At 46.9% G+C, this 21,254-nt stretch carries 19 protein-coding genes; 5 read left to right on the top strand and 14 right to left on the bottom strand.

The window, feature by feature from the left end:
- Window positions 1-2: 2 nt before the first annotated feature.
- From J0L70_RS29060 to J0L70_RS29030, 7 genes are all read right to left on the bottom strand, one after another.
- A complete protein-coding gene (locus J0L70_RS29060) occupies window positions 3-320 on the bottom strand; it encodes a hypothetical protein (protein WP_268182421.1) in 318 nt (105 codons plus the stop codon).
- A 134-nt stretch (window positions 321-454) separates the two neighbouring features.
- Window positions 455-985 (bottom strand): hypothetical protein, encoded by a 531-nt coding sequence (locus tag J0L70_RS29055; protein WP_017285803.1) that lies wholly within the window; start codon window positions 983-985, stop codon window positions 455-457.
- Between the two features lie 511 nt (window positions 986-1,496).
- A complete protein-coding gene (rimM, locus tag J0L70_RS29050) occupies window positions 1,497-2,024 on the bottom strand; it encodes a ribosome maturation factor RimM (protein WP_017285804.1) in 528 nt (175 codons plus the stop codon).
- Between the two features lie 3 nt (window positions 2,025-2,027).
- Window positions 2,028-3,296: a valine--pyruvate transaminase gene (locus J0L70_RS29045; protein WP_190652986.1), complete on the bottom strand. Its 1,269-nt coding sequence runs from the start codon at window positions 3,294-3,296 to the stop codon at window positions 2,028-2,030.
- Between the two features lie 81 nt (window positions 3,297-3,377).
- On the bottom strand, window positions 3,378-3,560 hold the full coding sequence (locus tag J0L70_RS29040) for a hypothetical protein (protein ID WP_017285806.1): 183 nt from the start codon (window positions 3,558-3,560) through the stop codon (window positions 3,378-3,380).
- Between the two features lie 288 nt (window positions 3,561-3,848).
- Window positions 3,849-4,802, bottom strand: a complete 954-nt coding sequence (locus J0L70_RS29035) for an isoaspartyl peptidase/L-asparaginase (RefSeq protein WP_268182427.1) — start codon at window positions 4,800-4,802, stop codon at window positions 3,849-3,851.
- Window positions 4,803-4,863: 61 nt separating this feature from the next.
- Window positions 4,864-5,022 carry a DUF2256 domain-containing protein gene (locus tag J0L70_RS29030; RefSeq protein WP_071596137.1) on the bottom strand — a complete coding sequence of 53 codons (159 nt, stop codon included), beginning with the start codon at window positions 5,020-5,022 and terminating at the stop codon, window positions 4,864-4,866.
- 60 nt (window positions 5,023-5,082) lie between these two features.
- Here J0L70_RS29030 and J0L70_RS29025 point away from each other — a divergent pair, with 60 nt between their 5' ends.
- Window positions 5,083-5,802 carry an RNA methyltransferase gene (locus tag J0L70_RS29025; protein WP_017285808.1) on the top strand — a complete coding sequence of 240 codons (720 nt, stop codon included), beginning with the start codon at window positions 5,083-5,085 and terminating at the stop codon, window positions 5,800-5,802.
- A gap of 148 nt (window positions 5,803-5,950) precedes the next feature.
- Complete coding sequence (locus J0L70_RS29020) at window positions 5,951-7,330, top strand: serine hydrolase (protein WP_287456876.1); 1,380 nt, start codon at window positions 5,951-5,953, stop codon at window positions 7,328-7,330.
- A gap of 15 nt (window positions 7,331-7,345) precedes the next feature.
- Here the strand turns inward: J0L70_RS29020 and J0L70_RS29015 are convergent, their stop codons facing one another.
- The 6 genes from J0L70_RS29015 to J0L70_RS28990 all read right to left on the bottom strand — a co-directional run bounded on the left by J0L70_RS29015 (window position 7,346) and on the right by J0L70_RS28990 (window position 18,135).
- On the bottom strand, window positions 7,346-8,695 hold the full coding sequence (locus J0L70_RS29015; RefSeq protein WP_287456875.1) for an FAD-dependent oxidoreductase: 1,350 nt from the start codon (window positions 8,693-8,695) through the stop codon (window positions 7,346-7,348).
- Between the two features lie 180 nt (window positions 8,696-8,875).
- On the bottom strand, window positions 8,876-9,796 hold the full coding sequence (locus J0L70_RS29010; RefSeq protein WP_190652991.1) for a DNA polymerase III subunit delta': 921 nt from the start codon (window positions 9,794-9,796) through the stop codon (window positions 8,876-8,878).
- 367 nt (window positions 9,797-10,163) lie between these two features.
- Window positions 10,164-11,690: a ferredoxin:protochlorophyllide reductase (ATP-dependent) subunit B gene (gene bchB, locus J0L70_RS29005; RefSeq protein WP_190652992.1), complete on the bottom strand. Its 1,527-nt coding sequence runs from the start codon at window positions 11,688-11,690 to the stop codon at window positions 10,164-10,166.
- Between the two features lie 327 nt (window positions 11,691-12,017).
- A complete protein-coding gene (locus J0L70_RS29000) occupies window positions 12,018-13,559 on the bottom strand; it encodes a sensor histidine kinase (protein WP_190652993.1) in 1,542 nt (513 codons plus the stop codon).
- 178 nt (window positions 13,560-13,737) lie between these two features.
- Complete coding sequence (locus tag J0L70_RS28995; protein WP_190653039.1) at window positions 13,738-14,184, bottom strand: response regulator; 447 nt, start codon at window positions 14,182-14,184, stop codon at window positions 13,738-13,740.
- 9 nt (window positions 14,185-14,193) lie between these two features.
- Window positions 14,194-18,135, bottom strand: a complete 3,942-nt coding sequence (locus tag J0L70_RS28990; protein ID WP_287456873.1) for a PAS domain S-box protein — start codon at window positions 18,133-18,135, stop codon at window positions 14,194-14,196.
- Between the two features lie 601 nt (window positions 18,136-18,736).
- Here J0L70_RS28990 and J0L70_RS28985 point away from each other — a divergent pair.
- The 3 genes from J0L70_RS28985 to J0L70_RS28975 all read left to right on the top strand — a co-directional run bounded on the left by J0L70_RS28985 (window position 18,737) and on the right by J0L70_RS28975 (window position 20,638).
- Window positions 18,737-19,348 carry a hypothetical protein gene (locus J0L70_RS28985; RefSeq protein WP_190652995.1) on the top strand — a complete coding sequence of 204 codons (612 nt, stop codon included), beginning with the start codon at window positions 18,737-18,739 and terminating at the stop codon, window positions 19,346-19,348.
- A 116-nt stretch (window positions 19,349-19,464) separates the two neighbouring features.
- On the top strand, window positions 19,465-19,833 hold the full coding sequence (locus J0L70_RS28980; protein ID WP_190652996.1) for a hypothetical protein: 369 nt from the start codon (window positions 19,465-19,467) through the stop codon (window positions 19,831-19,833).
- A 148-nt stretch (window positions 19,834-19,981) separates the two neighbouring features.
- Window positions 19,982-20,638, top strand: coding sequence for a hypothetical protein (locus J0L70_RS28975; protein WP_287456872.1), 657 nt, complete (start codon window positions 19,982-19,984; stop codon window positions 20,636-20,638).
- Window positions 20,639-20,641: 3 nt separating this feature from the next.
- Here J0L70_RS28975 and J0L70_RS28970 read toward each other — a convergent pair whose 3' ends face one another.
- Window positions 20,642-20,776, bottom strand: coding sequence for a hypothetical protein (locus J0L70_RS28970; protein WP_287456871.1), 135 nt, complete (start codon window positions 20,774-20,776; stop codon window positions 20,642-20,644).
- Window positions 20,777-21,254 lie beyond the last annotated feature (478 nt).

Raw genomic sequence — 21,254 nt, 5'->3', positions numbered from 1 at the left:
ATTCAAGATTCCACATTGCTACCAATGAGATCGATCGCTTGATCTGCTGTAATTAACCGTTTCAAAACCACTTGCCCGATCGAGCTTGACTCGACACTTTCAGTAGGCTTGACTTCGACCATTAAAATTTCATCTTCAACACGATAAAGCCAGAGCTTTTCGCCATTTTCCCAAATACAAATATTCAATCGATCAATTTGAGGTTTGCGTCTCCAGGCGGTCTCATTCCACAAGCCACCTAGCTCCCAGACTCGACCCACACTCCAACCATCGGATAGAAAAAAATACTTCACCAGCGTCACCAAAAGCTTAAAGAGCAAAAATTTGCCTAAACCTTAGCGCTAAACTGGGACGATTCAGCTGAATTTAACCAATTTTTCCAAGAGTTCAGAGAAAGCGGGTGCTGTTTAAACTTGAAATCAATCAGCACCCACACTTAACCCCTGCATTTCATCTACTTCCAAACGCGAGTTTGATAGTTCTGCTTGCACGTATTCAAAATTCGCTGATCGTTTGCACTCACTTGTTGAATGCGGTGGTAGCCTTCTAGGCTCACCGGAGATGCAACCGGATTTAAGCGCGATGCAACGGTTGTCTCAGGTTGCTCGGTTGCAATCACATAAGGATTCTCAGAGCGATCGTATGTGTCGATCACCATAAGCGAAAGCTTTTCAGGCTCAACTGAACCATAGGTACAATCGAACGAGGAATTTGGCATGTAGAGTGCGCCAACTAATTTGCCTTGCCGAGATTCAAACACAAAGTAAGCTTGACCAAGTTGATTCGGCTGTGCAGATTGCCCATACAGGTAAACTCCATCCGGCAGTGTGGTTGCCTGCGCCATTGCAGTGTTAACCAGAGTGCGGGGAGCAGCTTGAGCAGGTGCATTCATCGCCATTAAACCTGCAACCGCAAGCGAGAAGCCAGCAATCACGGGGGTTACCTGTTTAACAGGGGCGAGGAGGTAAGTCAGTAATGCTTTCATGGAATGCCCTCTCAATAAATAAAGTCTTTAACAGGGGGTGCGAGGATGCGGTTGACTGAGTTTGATTTCACCACGGGGGCTAGTGAATAGTTTCAGTCACGGTCTACGTATTACTACTCCCTCTTAGGAAGTCATTTCGGAAAGCGGAAGGCAGATATCTGAAAATTTTTCTGATGGGATCAGTCTGATCAACACGGCGGAAAAATGAGCGATCGAACATGCAAATATCGACTCTGCTATTGCATAGCGTTGCCGACACCTTGCCCTAAATCTGCTACATAACCATCAAATCATGCCTGTCATGTTGGGATTACTTGACAACGTGACAGTCCAAATTCTGACTACTTAATCCCTAGCTTCACAATTCACTAATCCTTACTCTGTCTTGAACAATCCAGTTTTGTAGCGGAGCTAACCTTTATTTAAGCTACCATGCGGAATTAAACAGATTTGTTTTAGTAATAATCGTTTACTTATCCGAGATAACCGGATGGCGATAGAGCGATTTAGCCTAGAGATCCAGCAATCCAGGCGGAGGGGTAATCTCAATTCGGCGTTGCGCTAAGTCAACTACGGGCACGATAGCTTCGACAAATGGGATTAAGATCGTTCTGCCTTCCGGCGTAACTTTTTTGACTTCTAATAAATCATGTCCAGCCGGAATCACATCGCTGACTGTTCCAATTAATTCTTGACTAGCTTGTTCGTATACCGATAAGCCCAGCAGGTCTGCAACATGAAATTCGCCTTCTTCGAGATCTGGTCGATCGCTATCAGGTACGAGCAGTTGACAGCCGCGCAGAGCTTCAGCAGCATCACGATCGCGAATGCCTTTAATTTGAATCACATATAAACCTTTGCCATCGAGATAGCGACCGGAGACGAGTTCGATCACTTCGGGTTCGGTTTGGTTAGGGCGCAATAGCCAGCGCTCTCCTGGTTCTTCAAATCGCTCGGGAAAATCTGTGTTGGGATAGACTCGCAGTTCGCCTTTTAGTCCTTGCGCCGCAACAATTTTCCCGATTTCTAAATAACCCATGCTTTATCTTCCATAAACTTGCTCTGCAACTTGCGCGAGTCGTTCCATCGCAGTTTGTAATTCTAAATCAGTTCCAGTCAAACTGATTCTTAAGCATTGTTGTTTGTGTTGCCAGTCCTCTCGTAAGCCTGGGAAGAAGGTGCTACCCGGAACAACAATGACTCCGACTTGTTTCAATGCTTGATAAAATTCCCAATCCGTGATCGGTAATTCGTCCAACCAAAGCCACGCAAAGATTGCGCCTTCTCCACGGTGGAGATACCAAGGCAGCGATCGCGGCATACTACGATCGAGCGTTGCTTCAACAATCTCAATCTTATGTTGGTAGAACGGTCGAATCACATTGGTTGAAATTTCAGCAAGTCTGCCGGATTGAATCGCGCGCGCTGCGATCGCTTGTCCATATCGCGGGGAATGAATGCAGAGATTCGTTTGAAAACATTCGAGGGTGTGAATAATTTCGGGTTCGCCAATGGCAATTCCAATCCGTTCTCCAGGCAATCCTGCTTTCGATAAACTCATACAGTGAACAACATTCCCTCCAAAACGCGGAGTCATGTCTGTAAAGTTTAAGGCTGGATAAGGCGGAGCGTAAGCAGAATCAATCAACACTGGGACATCGTATGTTGCTGCAAGTGTTGCGATTTTATTCACTTCATCGTCACTGAGAACATTTCCCGTGGGATTACATGGACGAGAAAAAATGACACATCCAGTTTGTTCATCAATTTGTAACTGATTGAAATTTGGACGGTACTTAAAGCGATGGTTTTCTTGATCGATTTCTAATTCAGGCCGATAGGCAATCAGCGCTTCTGGAGTCAGTGTGACCCCGCCATATCCGGTATAGTCTGGACTCAGAGGAAGAACAATCTTTCTCAGTTCTCCGCTCGCGGTGTAACCCCCAAATGCATTAGCTGCATAGAAGTAAAGGCTTTGGCTGCCGGGCGTGATCAAGATATGTCGATCGCTCAAATTTAAGCCATATCGTTGATTAAAATCTTGAACGATCGCATCAATTAACGGTTGATACCCTTGACTTGCACCATATCGACAAACAACCTCACTGTATTCGGAACTAGCAAGCAGTTCTGTCGTGCAATCTCGCCAAAGTTGTTCTACTTCGGGCAAAATCACTGGATTGCCAGCACTGAGATTAATGAAAGTTTGTCCGGCTCCGGCTCGTAACGTCTCAATAATGTCCTTCATGATTGCCCGGACTCCGGACAGACGCGACATATCGGTTCCGAGTTGGCTTAGCGCAGGATTCATCAGAGATTACAACTAATAAGGGAATCTTGATGCTACCGACGAAAGGCACACTTCAAACATTAATTTTTGCTGCAACCGTGCTTAAGGATGGCGAAACACTTGCTCAATTTTCTGAACCGCTTCGACTTCGCTCAACAAGCGATCGGCTTGACGAAGGGTTTCACAAGTTTTTGGGGCATTACCGATCGCATGATAAGTGACACCAAGCTGATAAAACGCTTGAGCGACCTCGACTTTGAGTTGATAAACCTGTGCCAGTGCCATAACACAACGCTTGGGGAAGGGTGACTGATGCGGAAATTACGGAAGGGGCAAATCTCTCAGGGGGAGTGAGAGATTGCAGATAGATATCGGAATTGCCCTGATATCAGGATCTTAGGGAAAGTCTCACACTTGAGGGCTGAGGGGTGAGACCCCCTAAACATAGACGACCTTACTTCGGTAGACTTGCCTATCTCTACGTAAAAGCATACCTACGCATTTTCCTCAGCACATCCGTAGATACGCATAGGTTTCTCAGTAATTTCTAGTCAGTGTACGGAATTTTAACTGTCACACAGTTCCGACTTCCATTCCGTCTGGCAGTTCTAGCGTGTCACCAATGCGATCGCCAGTATGATACGCCGCTAAAAGTACCTCGCTGGTTTTCCCCCAGCCGATCTCTCCGGTTGCAGTCAGTCCGATTGCGCCAAAATCGCGGCGGTTTTTCTCGGCTTCTTTGAAAGATTTTTCAAACGAGTTGTATAACGAATGTCCATCTGTCACACGAATGACGATTTTTGCGGCTAAACATTCATCGATAATGTCCTCGCCGATGCCAGTACAGCTAATCGCTGCCTCTGAAGTTGCGTAATTTCCCGCAGGCATTGCAGAATCGCTGACGCGTCCAATCCGCTCAAAGCCTTTTCCGCCTGTCGAGGTGCCAGCAGCAAGTCGTCCATGATGATCCAATGCCACAACGCCAATTGTGCCTCGTCCAGCCGATTCCGAGATCAATTCTTTTTCAGCGACAACGCCTGCCATGGCGCGGTTAAAGTTGCCTTCGCGCTCTTGAATCCACTCTTGTAAGCGCAATTCGGTGAGGGGATCATAGAGAGGAAGTTGCAATTCTCGCAGCAATTCGGCTGAACCCATATCTGATAAAACGCGATCGTCAGACGTTTGCAAAAATAAGGCAAGTTCGATCGGGTTTTTGACGCGTGAGGTGTTAATCACTCCGCTAAATCTTTGCCGTGCGCCATCCATTAAGGCCGCACTCATGCGAATTTGACCATCAGATTGCAAGACCGAGCCAGTTCCAGCGTTAAACCGGGGATCATCCTCTAAAAGTTGGCATCCGGTGACAACCGCTTCGGTTGCGGTCGCACCTGCAAGGAGAAGGGCATAGACTTCTTCAACAACTTTGTGCAGCGATCGCCGAACCGCCTCGGCTCCCCCTTTACCTTTGAGCGAACTTCCGGCTCCACCATGAATGATCAACTTGGGCTGAACGCGATCGACAGACATGCTAGGCATCCTCGTAATTGGGATTAGATAGCACAAAAGCTTATCATGCCAGGGTTCTCCGTTACTCAGAGGCACGCTGATTTTTGCGGTTTCGACAGCGATCAGAACAGTATTTCACCTCGTCCCAGCAATCTGCCCATTTTTTCCGCCAAGTGAAAGACAGACCGCAGACGGGACAGATTTTGGTGGGAAGATCGGATTTGGCGCGATGGCGGGGCATGACGGTAGGCGGGATAAGATGAGGTTTGCTTCTCTCTAGCTTACTTTTTACGATTTGATCATGCCGGAAGTTTCTCAAGTTCGGATTGTCTTAGTCGAGCCTGCGGGTGCGTTAAACGTGGGGTCGATCGCGCGGGTGATGAAAAATATGGGGTTGCATCAGTTGGTTTTGGTAAATCCCAAATGTGATTTGCAATCGGATGATGCTCGGAAAATGGCGATGCGCGCGATCGACGTTTTAGAAGCTGCAAAAATTGTGGAGTCGATTCCGGAGGCATTGGTGGGATGTCATCGGGCAGTAGCGACTGCGGTGCGATCGCGGCTGGACACGACATTGGAACATCCTCGTCAGGCATTGCCTTGGTTGTTGGAGCCGGGATTAAATACAGCGATCCTTTTTGGGTCTGAAGATCGGGGCTTAAGTAATGATGAGCTTAAATATGCTCAGCGATTTGTGTATATTCCGACGAGCGATCAGTATCAATCTTTGAATTTAGCTCAGGCTGTGGCGATTTGTTGTTATGAGCTTTTTCAAATGCCAGTAACTTCGGAGACATTCACTGATTTGTGTTCGTTAGATGCACTCGATCGCTATTATCAACATCTCGAATCGGTTTTATTGAAAATTGGATATTTGCAACCGCATACCGCAGCAAGTCGAATGGAAAAATTTCGCCATCTGTTTAATCGGGCTGAACTTTCAGAAGCGGAAGTTTCCTTGCTGCGCGGGATTTTGCGGCAAGTGGAATGGGCGATACAAACAAAAACTTCTGAAGATTAGACAATTGGATCGGATCAGTTTCACGAAGTCAATGTAAAATCCCTAAGACATGTAAGGTGACACAACGCAAATCTCGGATTCAAAAACGAAGACGGATAGCGTGCATTTTGCGAAAAACTTGACGCTTGATCAACGGAGAGAATTTTCAATGTGGGACGGAACTGACGAGTCAGGATCAAATTCAAACCGCTCTGAGATTGGTGTGCGTTCTCGTATTGCACAAGCGCCACGATCGCGCCGTCGTCCGGTTGAACCCCGCCGCAGTTCTGAACCTGAACCGCCTCGCACTCGTCGAGCACGGCGCACGGACAAAACAATGGAAAAAACAGCGGAGTTTCCTAAGTCTCGCACTCAGCAAGCTCGTCGCCGTTTAGAAGTGGTTCCACCGCCTGAGCCGCGTCGTTCTAAACCTGCACGCAAAACAGTAGCCCCGCCCCGTCCCAAAAGCGCATCTGCACTAGCCTTTCTCTACGGCACTCGATTGCTGATTTTAGGCATTGGAATTGGGGTGATTGCAGGAACGAGTTTATCGATTTTTGATCCAGCCAGTCGCACGACAGCAGAAGCTCCTAAAACTGAACAATCCCCGCCTGCTGCTCCCAGCACGCCGACATTGCAGCTAGAACTTGCTCAAGAGATTGGCGGACTGAAAACTCAGATTCAAAGCGCGATCGCACCGCAAACTCAATTAACCCCTGGCTTAATGGTGGTTGATGCAGATACGGGTGCTTACTTTGATATCAATGGCTCGAATGCGATCCCTGCTGCTAGTACGATTAAGTTTCCGATTTTAGTTGCTTTTTTTCAGGCAGTTGATGAAGGTAAAGTTCGATTAGATCAACCTCTGACTCTCAAAAAAGAACAAATTGCAGCAGAGTCTGGTGACCTGCAAGATTCTCAACCGGGTTCGCAGTTCCCGGCAATTCAAGTTGCAACGAAGATGATCGATATTAGTGACAATACTGCGACGAATATGATCATTGATCTCTTGGGTGGAAAAGAGGCAGTGAACCAACGGTTTCAAGCTTGGGGACTGACCAATACCGTCATCCAGAATGCTCTACCAGACCTGCAAGGCACGAATACGAGTAGTCCGCGCGATATGGTAACACTCCTCAGTGCAGTCAATAGTGGCAAATTAGTCTCAATGCGATCGCATGAAAGAATGCTGACCATCATGCGGAAAGTAGTGAACAATTCATTGATTCCACAAGGGCTAGGACAGGGAGCAGTAATTGCTCATAAAACTGGCGATATTGGCATGATGTTGGGAGATGTGGGCATGATTGATTTGCCAAATGGGAAGCGGTACTTTATGGCTGCAATGGTGAAGCGTCCTCATAATGACGATCGCGCGGGTGATGCAATTCGCAAAATGTCTGAGTTGACGTACCAATATTTCAATCAGCAGTCGGAGGCGAGTTCACCGAGTCCGACGCTGAGTCCACAGACGAACCCAACGATGAGTCCGCCTGTCAATCCACAAGGCGCAGAGCCATCGAATCCATCGACGATCGCGCAGCCTTGATGAAATTTTCGGGGTCTAGACCTCGATTTCAGCAGCGCGATCGGCATTAAACCAAGTGCGATCGACCGTACAGCCGAGATGTTGCTGAATGCGTAAGAGATCGGTTTCCGCATTGCCTAAGCAGGTCGTTGCTCCAGGTGAAGGTGTCACATTAAACCGGATTCCGCCGCCTGGATCAATCTCTGCTTGTCCTAGGATTAATTTACCTTGGGTCTTATCAATCAATTGCGGACGAATTCCACCGACTTCGTTCGCAAACTCAAGATCTGAAAGCCGTAATGATGGCACGATCTTTTGAGCATCCTTGAGAAACAGACGACGATTGACAACAGGAATTTCAAAGGCAAAGTTTTTGAAAATGTAATTGCGAATGTCTCGAACCTTGAATAAATCCCAGAGCACACCACTGACACTCCGATCGAGACGCAGCACTTCTAAATAATCTACAAAAGTCTGCAAATTATAGCGCTCTAGCAGCGGTAACGGCAGGGCTGTCGGTCCAAAGCGCGTCTTTCCAGGCATGGTGACATCTGGATCGCCATGAATGGCAGCAAAAGGCAGTTTGTCATTCTGCACCGTGTAGACTTTGCCATTGAGCACTTGCGGCGTGTAGTAAAAGTTTCCTGCGATCGGTAAACACGAATATTCCAAACCGATGCCCATCCGGTGTGCAAATAGTAAACTGTGTCCGCCTGCTGAGACGACCACAAATCGAGCCGTAATCGTAGCATCTGCGGTCGTAATACGATAATTTTCGCCGACAGGCTCGATCGATTGCACAGGATTGCCTAATCTTAGATCGACAGTCTTGCCTGAAACTTCCTGTGCTTGCTCCACCATCGCCTGTGCCAGAGCACCATAGTTCACGGCAGTATATTCATTCTGAATCGCGATCGCGGCTAATTCTTCCGGCCGCTCCTGCCCATTGAATTGCACCACATTCGGTTCAAGCTCAGCAATTTGAGCTTTTTCGAGCAGCTGCATGTTCTGAAAATGCGGCTTAAAGTTCTCGTACCGTTGCCGGACAAGATCACTCTCTTGAGATCCAACACCCACAACCATTTTGGGATAGCGGTAAATCACGCGATCGCGAATTGCAGGCGGTAGTTGGGTAGCATAACGCACAAGCATATCTGCGGAACGACGAACTTTCAGCGCTTTTTCCAAGCTGTAATTCGTTTCGATATCGCCGCAATGAATGGTTTGACTATTGTTCGTTGATTTGGAATTGACCGTCGCAACCTGTGAGTATTTTTCAATCAGTGCCACACGTTTCAAATCCGTGAACGTTGCCAGGGAATAAAGTAAAGCGGCTCCTGCAACGCCACCGCCCACTACAACCACATCATAAACTTGCTCTGTCATTTCCTAAGTGCCGATCGAGATTTACCTAGAGGGTGTTTTTAAAGGATAGAAAGACTCTGCGCTCACATTATGATTCCGCACCGAAATAGAATGCTATCAGCGCTCACCTTTAAAACACCTTACCTAGACTAACGTATGCCCGTGTAGAATATGCGCTGGTTTATCAGGGGATCATCACGGTTAATTGATTAACTGCATCCAAGTCACTTCCCAGACAAGCTGCGGCTGAACGTAAGCCAGTAACATTGTTTTCGCTTGTTCTAAAAGTTGCAGAGGTCGCTCCTGATGCTGCATCTGTGCCCAATAGCCTTGCTGCAAGTAATCAATCAGCCAAAGTTGTGTTTCACTATCGGTGTTTTTTGCGATCGCTCTTGCTGTAGTCAAGGCTTCTCGTAATGTTCTCGGAAGGGTCATTGCAGCCTGTAAGAGTTCTGGGTCAATTGAATCGAGCTTTTGCTGATGTGCGATCGCGGCTCCAGGACTGCCTTGTGCTAGTGCTAGTAACTGCGGCTGTGCCAGAATCGCTTCATGTCCAGTTTTACTCAAGACTTCTGCCATTGAAGTCGCATCGAGTCGGGAGAAAGGAATGCGTTGACAGCGAGAAACAATCGTTGGGAGAACTGACTCAAGACTGGGCGCGAGGAGAATAATGGTTGCTCGTCCGGGTTCTTCTAAGGTTTTGAGTAGAGCATTTGCCGCCGCTTCGGGCATGGTTTCAGCTTGCTCAATTACAACGGTCGATCGAACCGCTTCTAATGGCGGACGACTGAGAAATTGGCTGACCTCTCGAATCTGTTCTAAGCGAATCATCGGGGGAGTTTTGCGCTTGACTCCAGCAGCCTCAGCTTCGGCAGCACTTAGTCTTTTACCTTGATGGAGATAAGTTGGTGCAACCCAAAGCAAATCAGGATGATTACGATTGAGAATCCGCGATCGAGACGATGCGAGTAAGGTTTCGAGAAAACATTCAGCAGCTAGACTTTTCCCAATGCCCGGAGAACCCACAAATAGATAAGCCGGAGCGAGACGATCTTGCGCGATCGCACTTTCTAGCAATTCGACAGCTTGAGATTGCCCGATTAACTCAGCGAAAACAGACATGGACAGCGCTTGTGAAAGACAGAGATCCAGTGTAATCGAAGCGAGTAGAGAATTGCGCAGATTCGCTTGAGAGAGTGCTAGTTTTCTTGCTCCGTTCTATCTCGCCCCGGAATGGAATTCCAGGGCTAACGGTGCGAAGTCCTTAAAAGGACTGAAGACTTGATTCTAATTGGCTGTTAGTCCCTTGAGTGGACTTCGTTCAACTAGCCCCGAATTCCATTCCGGGGCGGGTGAATGCGATGAACGATTACTTTTCTGGGGCGGGTGAACTGCAATGAACGGTACTGTTCAAACATCATCTAAAACACGATCGCATAGTTCCATCAGTCGCCGCAAAATCGAATACTAGCGGCGACTGATTGATCAACTAAGCACCCACTGCTTCTTTCGCAGCGTAAAGAACTTCGGCAGTGATCTGAGTAATATTGCGATCGCGGGCAAATTTCTCAGTGTTCCGCTTCACCTTACCGCGCACAAAGCCCGGAATACGGTTCAGTTCTGCCAGTCCGTCTTTACTCCAGTTCAAATCAGAGTCGGCTGAAACAGATTTGGTAATCACTTCTTTTGTATCGTGACCGCCAAAGATCTCCAGCAGATGATCTTCCATGCCCAAAGTAAACGAGTTGTAGATCAAATCCACAATCTGATTGCTTCCTTCGTAGCCAACAAATGGCTTGTAGCCCACTGGGAAGTTTTGAATGTGAATGGGAGCCGCAATCACACCACACGGAATATCGAGCCGTTTTCCAACGTGGCGTTCCATCTGAGTTCCGAAGATTGCAGCAGGTTCAAGCCGCGCGATCGCATCTGCAATTTGTCCATTGTCATCGCTGACTAAGACATCATCACAGTATTCGCTGACTTGTTCTCTAAACCATGCTTCATCGTATTTGCAATAAGTTCCTGCCAGCAATACGTGAATTCCCATTTCGCGTGACAGAATTTTTGTCAAGGCTGCTGCATGAGTGTTATCTCCGAACACGACTGCTTTTTTGCCCGTGAGATTTTGGCAGTCAATCGATCGAGAAAACCAAGCCGCTTGAGAAACAAATCGCGTTTGTTGATCAATGAACGATTCATAATCAACATTTGCACCTTGAGCATTGAGCACTTGCTGAATTTTGCGAATACAGCGTGCTGTTTCCACAATGCCCATTGGAGTAATGTCAACATAAGGCATGTTGAATTCTTGCTGCAAATATTCTGCTGCCATTAACCCGGTTTCGCGATACGGCACAAGGTTAAACCAAGCACGGGGAAGCGATTTCAGCTCATGAACGCTTGCGCCTGCGGGCACGATCGCATTCACCTCAATGCCCAAATCAGACATTAACCTTTTCAGTTCAGTCGCATCGTGATTGTTATGGAATCCAAGCGTCGTCATTCCGAAAATATTGACGGAAGGCTTTTCGGTTTTTTCGGTGACGAGGTTGCCTTGCTTGCGAGCTTTAGCGATGTAGAACTGCACGATTTGCTGTAACGTGCGATCGGCTGCTTGGAGCTCATTGACGCGGTAGTGATTCACATCCGCTAACATCACATCGCCTTTTGCTTCAAGTTGTGCGCGCTCGACGAAATTCTGCAAATCTTCCTGCAAAATACTGGAGGTACAAGTCGGAGTCAGAACAATCAAATCGGGATGTTCTTCAGCGTCTTTACGGGTGATATTATCAACGACTTTTTCTTGAGATCCGCGAGCCAGTACATGTCGATCGACAACACTGGTTGTCACTGGAGTATAGTCCCGCTCCCGCTCCAACATCGATCTCATGACGTTGAAATAGTCGTCGCCGAGCGGCGCGTGCATGATGGCATGAACATTTTTAAAAGAGCTGGCAATGCGGAGAGTGCCAATATGCGCGGGACCCGCGTACATCCAATAAGCTAATTTCATGAAGCGTGAAATGATGATGTGGAGATTGCTCTTGCATTCTCTCAAAGTTACTGACCGCGTTGGCACTTGCTTTGTGATGTGTTACGCGATCGCACTACCATCAAAAAAGCTGCAAACCGTTTTCAGGAGCGGCTAGAGAGTGATTTCACAGTCAGTGATTCTTAATAGTTCGTTGCTAAACTACAACAAACTCTATGAATGAATTTGGAGTGGGGAGTAGGGAGTGGGGAGTGGGGAGAACCTAGAATTCTGTCGATCGCAGTTTCACAAGCACACAAGCGTGAATATCTCTTCAGAAAGTTGGCGATTCTCATTTTCCTTTCAATGTCATTGAAAAGAATATTCTGTAACCTGCTCGTGTTCTAGTTGGATCCAGTTGCGTGGAAGGATGACTGTGAAAGTCGTTCCAATCCCTTCTTGACTTTCAAAATGAATTTGCCCTTTTTGCAGGTCTACACATCGTTTGACAATCGCTAGTCCCAACCCCGTTCCTTGGATCTTGCAGGCATTTCCAGCTCTGTAAAACGCCTCAAACAATTTCGGTTGATCTTTCTGAGGAATACCAATTCCTTGATCTTGAACACAGAACTTAGCCTGATCCCCCTGACAAGTCAAAGTAAACCGAATAACGCTTCCTTCTGGAGAATATTTGATGGCATTGGACAATAGGTTGTCAAGCGCGTGCTTGAGTAAAGAAGCATCTGCTCTAGCTTGAGTGGTATGACCTTCGATCGCAAAAATGATGTGATGAGATTTTCCTTGAGTAATTTGAAAACTCTCCACAATTTCACGGCAAAATTCTTTCAGTTCCAGTTGAGTCAGTTCAACTTCAACTCGTCCGTCTTCTGTGCGACCGAGTACTAGAATTTCATCAAGCAACTGAAGACTTCGATCAATTGCTCGATGAATCCGCTCAAAACATCGTGTTTTTTGCTCTTCCGGTAGATCATAATCTTCTAAAAGACGCGCCCCAAAGCTAATGGTTGAGATGGGGTTACGGAACTCATGAGACACCATTGAAATAAAGCTATTTTTCATTTGGCTGAGTTCTTGCTCTTTTTCAAGGGAGCGGCGAATTTCTGCCTCTGCTCGCTTGAGTTGACCAATGTCTCGTCCTTCTGCGATGAGCAAACTAATGCTGCCATCCTTACTTCTCATAGGTTTGATAGATACATCAAGCCACCATGATCTCCCGCTAGGAGAGAAAGCTTGAAGTTCTGAACGCACTGTTTCACCTTGAGATGCGCTGAATACAGCTTCTTGCAACCAGAGCTGAGATTGTTCACTTAATTGCCAAAAAGGAGCTTCCCAAACGGGATGGTTGAGAATCAGCTCATCTTGAAAATCGCAGGCTTCTTGCATCGGTTGATTGATATCTAGAACTATCCCAGCGGAGCTAAGTAACCCCATGAATTGAAAGGTTTGGTTGAACACTTCACGAAAACGGTGTTCACTCTCCTGAAGTCTTCTGAGGATTTGCGATCGCTCGATCGCATAGCTCACGGACTTCAATAGTAGTTCTGCGGTAGCTTGTCCTTTAACCAAATAATCTTGGGCACCTTGAGCAACTGCTTGCTGAGCAAATGCTTCATCTTGCAACCCTGTTAGTACGACGATCGGGAGATAGGGAAATGCAGTTTGAACTTGAATAACAGTCTCAAGTCCTTGAGAATCAGGTAATGAAAGGTCAAGGAGAATGACATCAAATTCAGTGTAATGCAAATGCTCTAAGGCAGCTTCTAGGCGTTTGGTATGAGTGATTTGCCAAGATTTTGTATCATGATCATTGTATTGCAGCAACTTCATCAATAAAGCAGCATCTGCGGAATTATCCTCAACCAACAAGGCAGAAATGACCTGAGTACTCATAAATTGTCTACCGGATTCTGAATGAATTCAAGCCGAGCAGTAAAAATATCTATAACTAAGATTTAATTAAAATCAATACACTCTGATGAGGTCTTAAATTACTAAAGATACTTTTGCTACCTTTCCAGAATCAGGATACTTGATACAGACGTTAAAAAACTCTTAACTTTGCTCAGTCTTAACTTTGCTCAGGGGGAAGTTCGACTAAAGCAAGCCAGAAATTCTCGATCGACTTAACGACCTCCACAAATTGTTCCAGATCAACTGGTTTGACCATATAACAGTTGGCATGAAGCTGGTAGCTTCTCAAGATGTCTGCTTCATCAGAAGATGTGGTCAGAACCACAACGGGGATTGTCATCAGATCCTCATCTGCCTTGATTTCAGCGAGTACTTCGCGACCGTTTTTTTTGGGTAAGTTCAAATCGAGCAAGATGAGATCAGGGCGAGGAGCGTCTACATATTCCCCCCTTCTGTAGAGAAAGTCAGTGGCTGCAACTCCATCTCGCACCAGATGCAACTCGTTCACAAGCTTACTGCCTCTTAACGTTCTTTGGATGAGAACAGCGTCACTTCTGGAATCTTCAACAAGCAGAATTTTGAGTAATCGGGCGTGAGATGTCATTGTGAGTTCTTATAGGGGAATTGTGAAGAAAAAGGTCGCTCCCTGCCCCAGTTGAGACTCAACCCAAATTCGTCCTTGATGTCGGTCGATGATCTTCTGACAAATAGCTAATCCTAAACCCGTGCCAGAATATTGATCGTTGGTATGTAGGCGCTGAAAGATACCAAAGATGCGTTTAGCATATTGAGGCTTAATCCCAATGCCATTGTCCTGAATAGAGAACAACCATTCTTCAGTTTTCATTGTCAAGCGCGAAGAACCAGGAGGGCTCAAATCATCAGCGCCTTCTACTGTACAACGTTGAGCTGAAAGGTGGATCCGTGGATCTGCCTCACTCCGGTACTTCAAGGAATTACTAATTAAGTTTTGTAGGAGATTTGCGATTTGATTGGGGTCTGCCGTAATGATGGGCAGGGGGTCTGCTGTGATCATCGCCTGGTTCTCAGCGATCTGTATCTGTAGGTCTTTCTTGACTCGTTCTAGTAGGGCATTGCAATCGACGGATTGTCGTTGCAGTTCATAACGACCCACCCTAGAGTAGGCGAGCAAATCTCTGATCAACTGTTTCATTCGAGTTGCGCCATCCACAATAAACTCGATGTACATGTCAGCGTCGCCATCGAGTTGCTCTCGGTAGTCCTGTGCTAGGAGTTGGGTAAAACTTGTAATGGCTCTTAGTGGTTCCTGTAAATCGTGAGAGGCGACATAGGCGAACTGTTCTAACTCCTGATTTGAGCGTTGCAACTCTTCAGCAAACTTGCGGGTGGATGCTTCAGCCTGTCTCAGTTGAGTAATATCTCGTCCAATTGTTAACACAGAAGTAATGGAATGATTGGCATCTCGTTCTGGAACCATGTAGACGTGGTAGATTCTAGGTTCATTTAACGTAACGAACGTGATCTCATCGATTCGCATTTCACCTGTGGCAAACACCTCTTCAAGAGATGCCTCCCAGAATTGAGTCATATCTTTGAAGTGATTTAATTCGGAAGGCTTCTTGCCGAGGTAAGACTCCAGTGGAATGTTAGCTAGTTTGGCTTTAGCCGGATTGACATAAAGATAGCGGTACTGACGATCGTAGCGGGTAATCACATCCGGCGTATTTTCCACTAGTGTCCTAAACTCTCGTTCCCGTTGAGCTAGCAGAATATTTGCTTCTTGGAGTTCTCTGGTGCGTTCCTGTACCTGCCGTTCTAACTCATCTCGCGCCGTTTTCAAGACCTGTTCTGCCTGCTTTCGCAGGGTAATGTCTTGAGCCATCACCATACCCAGATTCACACATTCCTGATCATCGAAAATGGGTAAACAGTGAACAAAATAGATGCGATCTCCAAAGGGAATTTCCATCGTCTGAACCTGCCCTGACAGTGCCGCTCGGTACAGGGGTTCAAGCAAGCGACAGATTTCAGCATCCAGCGCTTCCCAAATCGTCTTTCCTACTAAGGATGTCAGCCCAGCTTGGGCTAATGCCTGCCCCTCTGCCAAGACATAGCGCAAATCCTGATCGAACAGTAACACGGATCCATTGGGAAAGTTGTGAGCTAGCGTGCGGTATCGTTCCTGGCTTTCCTGCAACGCGATCTCTGCTCGTTTGCGATCAGTGATGTCCAGAAAGGCTCCCACGCTGCCCCTCGGCTGTCCAGCTTCATCCAATAGGGGAGCGGCATATTCCAGAAGTGTGATGGTTGTGCCATCCTGCAAGACAACCTCAACCTCTAAATCTCGAATTTCAACGCCATGAGCCGCCGCGTATTGGAGCGGTAATTCTTCCGGTGCCATTTCTCGTCCATTTTGATAGACCTTGAAGTTGGTTGGGCGCTCCTTTTCCGGTGCGCTGAGCGACGCATTGACCGTAGACGAAATACCGAGTGCGTCGGCAAAGGCGGGATTGACTCGAATTTGCTGACATTCTGGATCTTCAGCAATGCCAATCCCGATCGGAATCACCTCTAACAACGTCTGCAATTCAGTCACTTTTTGCTGGAGTTCCTGATTTAATTGCAGAATGGCTGTCGCTGATTGTTTACGTTGGGTGATATCTTCAGCAAAGATGATAATGCCGCCAATCTTATCAGTTGCGGTATACCAGGGACGCGTTTCCCAACGTATCCACTGCTGGGTGCCATCTGCCCACACAAACAAATCTTCTTCGCAGGTTTCGATCGCCCCTGCTAAACAGCGTTGATGAACCTGTCGCCACCGTTCGGGCAAGTCAGGGAAGAGGTCGTAAATCGATCGCCCGATTATCAATTCCAGTGACCCTTGATTATAATCCTCTGTCCAACGCTGGCTTGCCATCACATAACGCATCTCTTGATCGAACATAGCAATGCCTGCTGGAGCATTGTGGGCAAATAGCTGAAGAATGGCTTCTCTTTCCTGTAGTGCTTCTTCAGCACGTTTACGATCGGTAATGTCGTGAGCCAGCACCAGTTCAGCCCGTCGTCCTGCAAACTCTAGGGTATGAGAGACGATATCAACCAGAATGAGGCGACTGTCTTTCATCCGATGCTGCCAGATCCCAGCAAGGTCTAAACCTTCTTCAACCCTCGTAACATTTTCTAGTAAGCGCGGCATATCTTCAGGAGGTCGAATATCAGCGATGGTCATAGATAAAAACTCGCTTTCGGAATAGCCGTACTTGGCAATAGCAGCAGGATTAACGGCTAGAAACTGTAATGTCTCCAGGTCGTATACCCACATAGGTTGGGGATTGCTTTCAAATAGTTGACGGTATGAAGCTTCCTTCTCTTGCAAAACAAGCTGAAACTGATGACGCTCAGCTTCGATCCGTTTCCGTTCGTTAATATTTCGACAAGCACAGAAGCGTAAGATCTCTCCCTCCCACTCCACGACGTTGTAGCTAATTTCTACATCATAGATTGAGCCATTTTTGCAGCGGTGTTTCGTTTCAAACAATCCCTGTTTTCTGCTTAAGCAGTCTTGCATAACTTGCCGAAGTTCTTCGTCAGTGAACTGAGCATCCCAATCAGAGACACGGAGCCTTAAAGTTTCTTCTAGGGTGTACCCTATCATTTCAGCAAAACGGGGATTGGCATTCATGACTCTGCCTTGCCCATCCAAAATCACAATGCCATCAAAGGAGGTATTGAAGAGGGTCTGAATCCGCAGGAGTTCCTTCGCTAAGTTTTGTTCTGCGTGTTTACGATCTCGAATATCTTCAAAAGTGCTAACCGTTGAAACAATTTGTCCAGCCTGATTCAGGATTGGAGCAGCACTAACAGCAAATAAAGTGATTGTGCCATCTCCCCGCCGATACTGCATCTCCTCCGCTTTGACAACTTCTCTAGACAAAAGGGAACGAGTGATCGGGTACTCGTCTGGTTTGTAGGGCTGTCCATCAGCATGGATCGCGCCATATTGGATATACCCCTGATACGTATTTGATTCGATTAGGGGATGCCTCAGTAACCGAGTAGCTTCTTCATTATGAAAGAGGAGTTTGCCAGACGGGGCTTCTGCAATCGCCACTCCTACAGGCATTTGTTGAAGTATCTGTTCCAATTGATGCCGTTCTGCTTCTAATTGTTGTAGCAGCACCTCCATCTCGTTGTGGGCTGCTTGCTCCTGCCGCAGAATCTGCATTCGCTCTGCTGCAATTTGTTTGCTTTCCTGTAAGCTAGCCGTTAAAAAATTGATGACTAGTCCTACAATTGCAACGAGAAGAAGCCAAAAAAAGTCTTCAAATTTGGAGATATGAATTTGGTGAATAGGGACAATGAAGTAATAGTCGAGAACTAGTACAGAGAGAACCGTTGTAACGATGCCTGATCGCCGCCCCCCATACCAAGTGCTAATCGCAATTGCAATGTAGAAGAAGACTCCGGTCGTTCGAGAGAGAATGTCCTCTAACCAAAAGCTAAGGAGGGTAGCGATGATCGTCAAGCCGATCGCTGCACTATAAGTTAAAAATCGCCGCTCCATACTCATCACTGTTCTCCCTTTTGAACACTTCACATTCAACCCGTTAATTACGCCAGTCGTAATTCAGCTAATCCTTTTGGGCTGGCATATAGATATCGTTCTCTGCAATCGAAAACATAACCCTGATCGGGTGAGGTCGCCAGAATCTGATCTAACAGATCGATCTGTTCTGGGAGCAAGGATTTCTCAATTTGTCATAGTGCGACTTCTAGACGAAGGGGCGACAGAGAAGTGACTTCTGTATCATTAACTCTATCAAAGCCAGCAAAGTTAGTTTTTCTCTTGTCGTACCAATTGTGAAATCTCAAAAATCAACGCATTCGGGTCGATCTGTTCAATCGATCGAGATGAACTCCTGGTGATCTGATCTTCGATCTCGACTCGAAAATATATCGTTTGGAGACGAGAAGCCACGATTGATCATAATCGTGGCTTTTTTAATGGAGATGAATAACTCAGCCTTCTCCATCGTAGAGAGAAGTAGCAAGGATTTGAGTCAACTCAAAACTCACTCGCATCCTGCACTGAATAAACCCACTCACCCAATCGTAAAGGTGAGTAGAACCAATCCAGAAAACACTTCGCACTACTTCAAGGAGTCTCAATCATGAAATTCGCAAAAATCGCTGCTACCTTGCTCACAACCGCTTCCTGCCTCGCTCCCCTGACTCCCGCTTTCGCAGGTCCACTCGACAAATACGGCGGTTCGATTCTCGACCCTGGTAGCAGCGTACTCTCCACTGACCCTCGCCTCCTCTGCAATGATGTCGTCAAAGATGCTACTGCCGAACACCGCAGCTCATCCGGTCGCGATGGCATGTCCCAATCTGCTGAGAATGATGCTTGGAAGAAAACCGACAACGATGCCAGTACCTCCAGTGAGAAAAGCTCCAGAGGGGCAAGCTTCATGGGCATCGGAGCAAATATGTCAGACGAAAAAGCTGCCTCGCACAATCATGCAAGCTCGGATGAAGGTAAACGAGATCGCTCGAACTCAAATCGCAATAGCAGCCGCGACGAAGAATACTCGAAGACCTCGACTCCGACTGCTGCGGGTAAAGACTGTAGTGATTTTGTCAAAGCGGCTGCGACGAGAGATGCGGCAGCCTACCAAGCCGATGCTCAAGTTCAATCGGTGAAGATTGCCACAGATGGGAAGCTCGAAGCGATTAAGACCGAAGCAAACAACAAATTCATTGAAAGCTTACTCAAATGGTAAGCCACGTTTCGACTTCGCTCAATGTCCCAATTCGTAGCTTCTCATGGGCTAAGCGAAGCTGAGATCCAACTTCTAAATCTAGATCGTCCTCACTTTCTCACATAGGAACTAATTTCATGAAATCTAAATTCTTCCTCGGAGCCGCATTCTCGCTCTTTTTACTGGGAGCCATCAGCCCAACTGTCAAAGCCAACGAGACCCCGACTGCTGAAGAAAACGCATTTATGCAAAAAGGTTGTTTCCGGCAAAACTTCTCTGGCATCTATGAAACCAAAACCGATCTCGGCTTAAATCGCATTGGTTGGACTTTGATTCATAGTGGAGCTTGTACTCAATGTGAAGGCAAAACTGTTGCACCCCCTGACAGTTGTGTTGAACCTGGCGACCGGGAGCATGAAACCAAGCCTGTAGATCCCTCAGATTCACAAATGACAGAATTGAGACCTGCTGATACCCAGGACTTCTTTAAGTTTCCATCTTGGTAGATCGTGAGTGTGTTTTCTATCTGGACGGTGAGCATTTTGAGCGATCAAGATGCTCACTTTTTTGCCTTCTTAAGACACTCGTGAATAAAACGATCGACCTGTTCGTAGAAGAAGATAACACCCAACACACTCACAAGGAATCCTCATTATGAAATTCGCAAACCTCTCCGCAACGTTGATCGCTGCTGCAACCTGCCTGACTCCCTACCTCCCCGCTCACGCTGGAACGCAAGACCTCCAACCCGCCGGAACCCCAACAGCCGTTTATACGAATCCTGCTGTCAATCCCACCTCAACCCGCACCATTCCTGCGATGAGTGCGATCGCAATTGCTTTTCCTGCTGATCTCACACTCACCGCTGATACTGAGCAAACGACGACTTTGTTCCTCGCTCAACCCATCTTCGATGAAGCAGGCAACGAAATCGCACCCAAAGGCGCCTTGCTCAGTGCTCGGCTTAAACCCGGCAAAGGTGGCGTTTCCGTCATGGCAGACTTCCTGGTGATTCGTGGGCGAACTGTTCCCATCCAGGCTTCTAGTGTCTTGATTCCAGGGCAAACGGTGACCGTTCAATCTGGACTCGATCGTGCTCGTGAAGCAAGTCAAGTGGGTGGACGACTGGTTGGAACTGCCTTCGGTGCAGGCAATATCAACGATGTCGATGGCATCAAGAAAGGCGCACTGGCTGGAACAGGGATTGGGCTAGTATATGGGTTACTTTCTCCCAAAAAAGCAACTGTAGTCAAAATTCCTCAAGGCAGCATGTATATCTTGTCGCTGCAATCGGCTGTAACGCTGCCATAGATACTAGTCTGTATGCTGCTCTTGCTCGCGAGCTTCACTATCACCCGCCGCATTCTCTAGCTCTATTTCCAACTGTTCCACCGTAGGCAAAATGCTCTTAAGCTCCTCTGGAATCGGTGCATCTCTTCCAATACACATTTGAGGACGGTTGTAGGACGTGCATTAGTCCGGCAATAGTCCAAGGCTTGTAACACGATTGTATACGGACTAATCCATCCCACGCGAGCACCTGAAGCCTTAACGAGTCGTAATGCACATAGAGTCACTGTGAAGACGGGCGATCAACTTCGAGTCAAATTAATCTCGAACGTATTAGCGATATGAAAGCGTAAGTCATTGATGTCGAGCAGGGTAATTCTGGCTTTCTTCTCATAAAGGGTCGGTTACGCGTCAAAAGCGGCGGTACGATCAACGCTTGATCAGCTTTGACTCAAATTTTGACTGAATAAATCATGGAGTCACGCAGAATTAGAGTCAACCAGCAGTTAACTGAGATCTTGCACCATTCTCAATAAGGCTTGCCAAACGCAACAAAATCTGAAAGAAAGGGCGTAGAAATAAAAATGAGACGGTTATGGAAACCATCGTTGAACACGCCCAATCGTTAGTGTATAGT

The sequence above is a fragment of the Leptolyngbya sp. UWPOB_LEPTO1 genome, from assembly GCF_017302695.1.
Lineage (GTDB): Bacteria > Cyanobacteriota > Cyanobacteriia > Leptolyngbyales > Leptolyngbyaceae > Leptolyngbya > Leptolyngbya boryana.
Note: the sequence above shows the minus strand (reverse complement) of the source record. Positions and strands in the feature narration are given on the sequence as shown.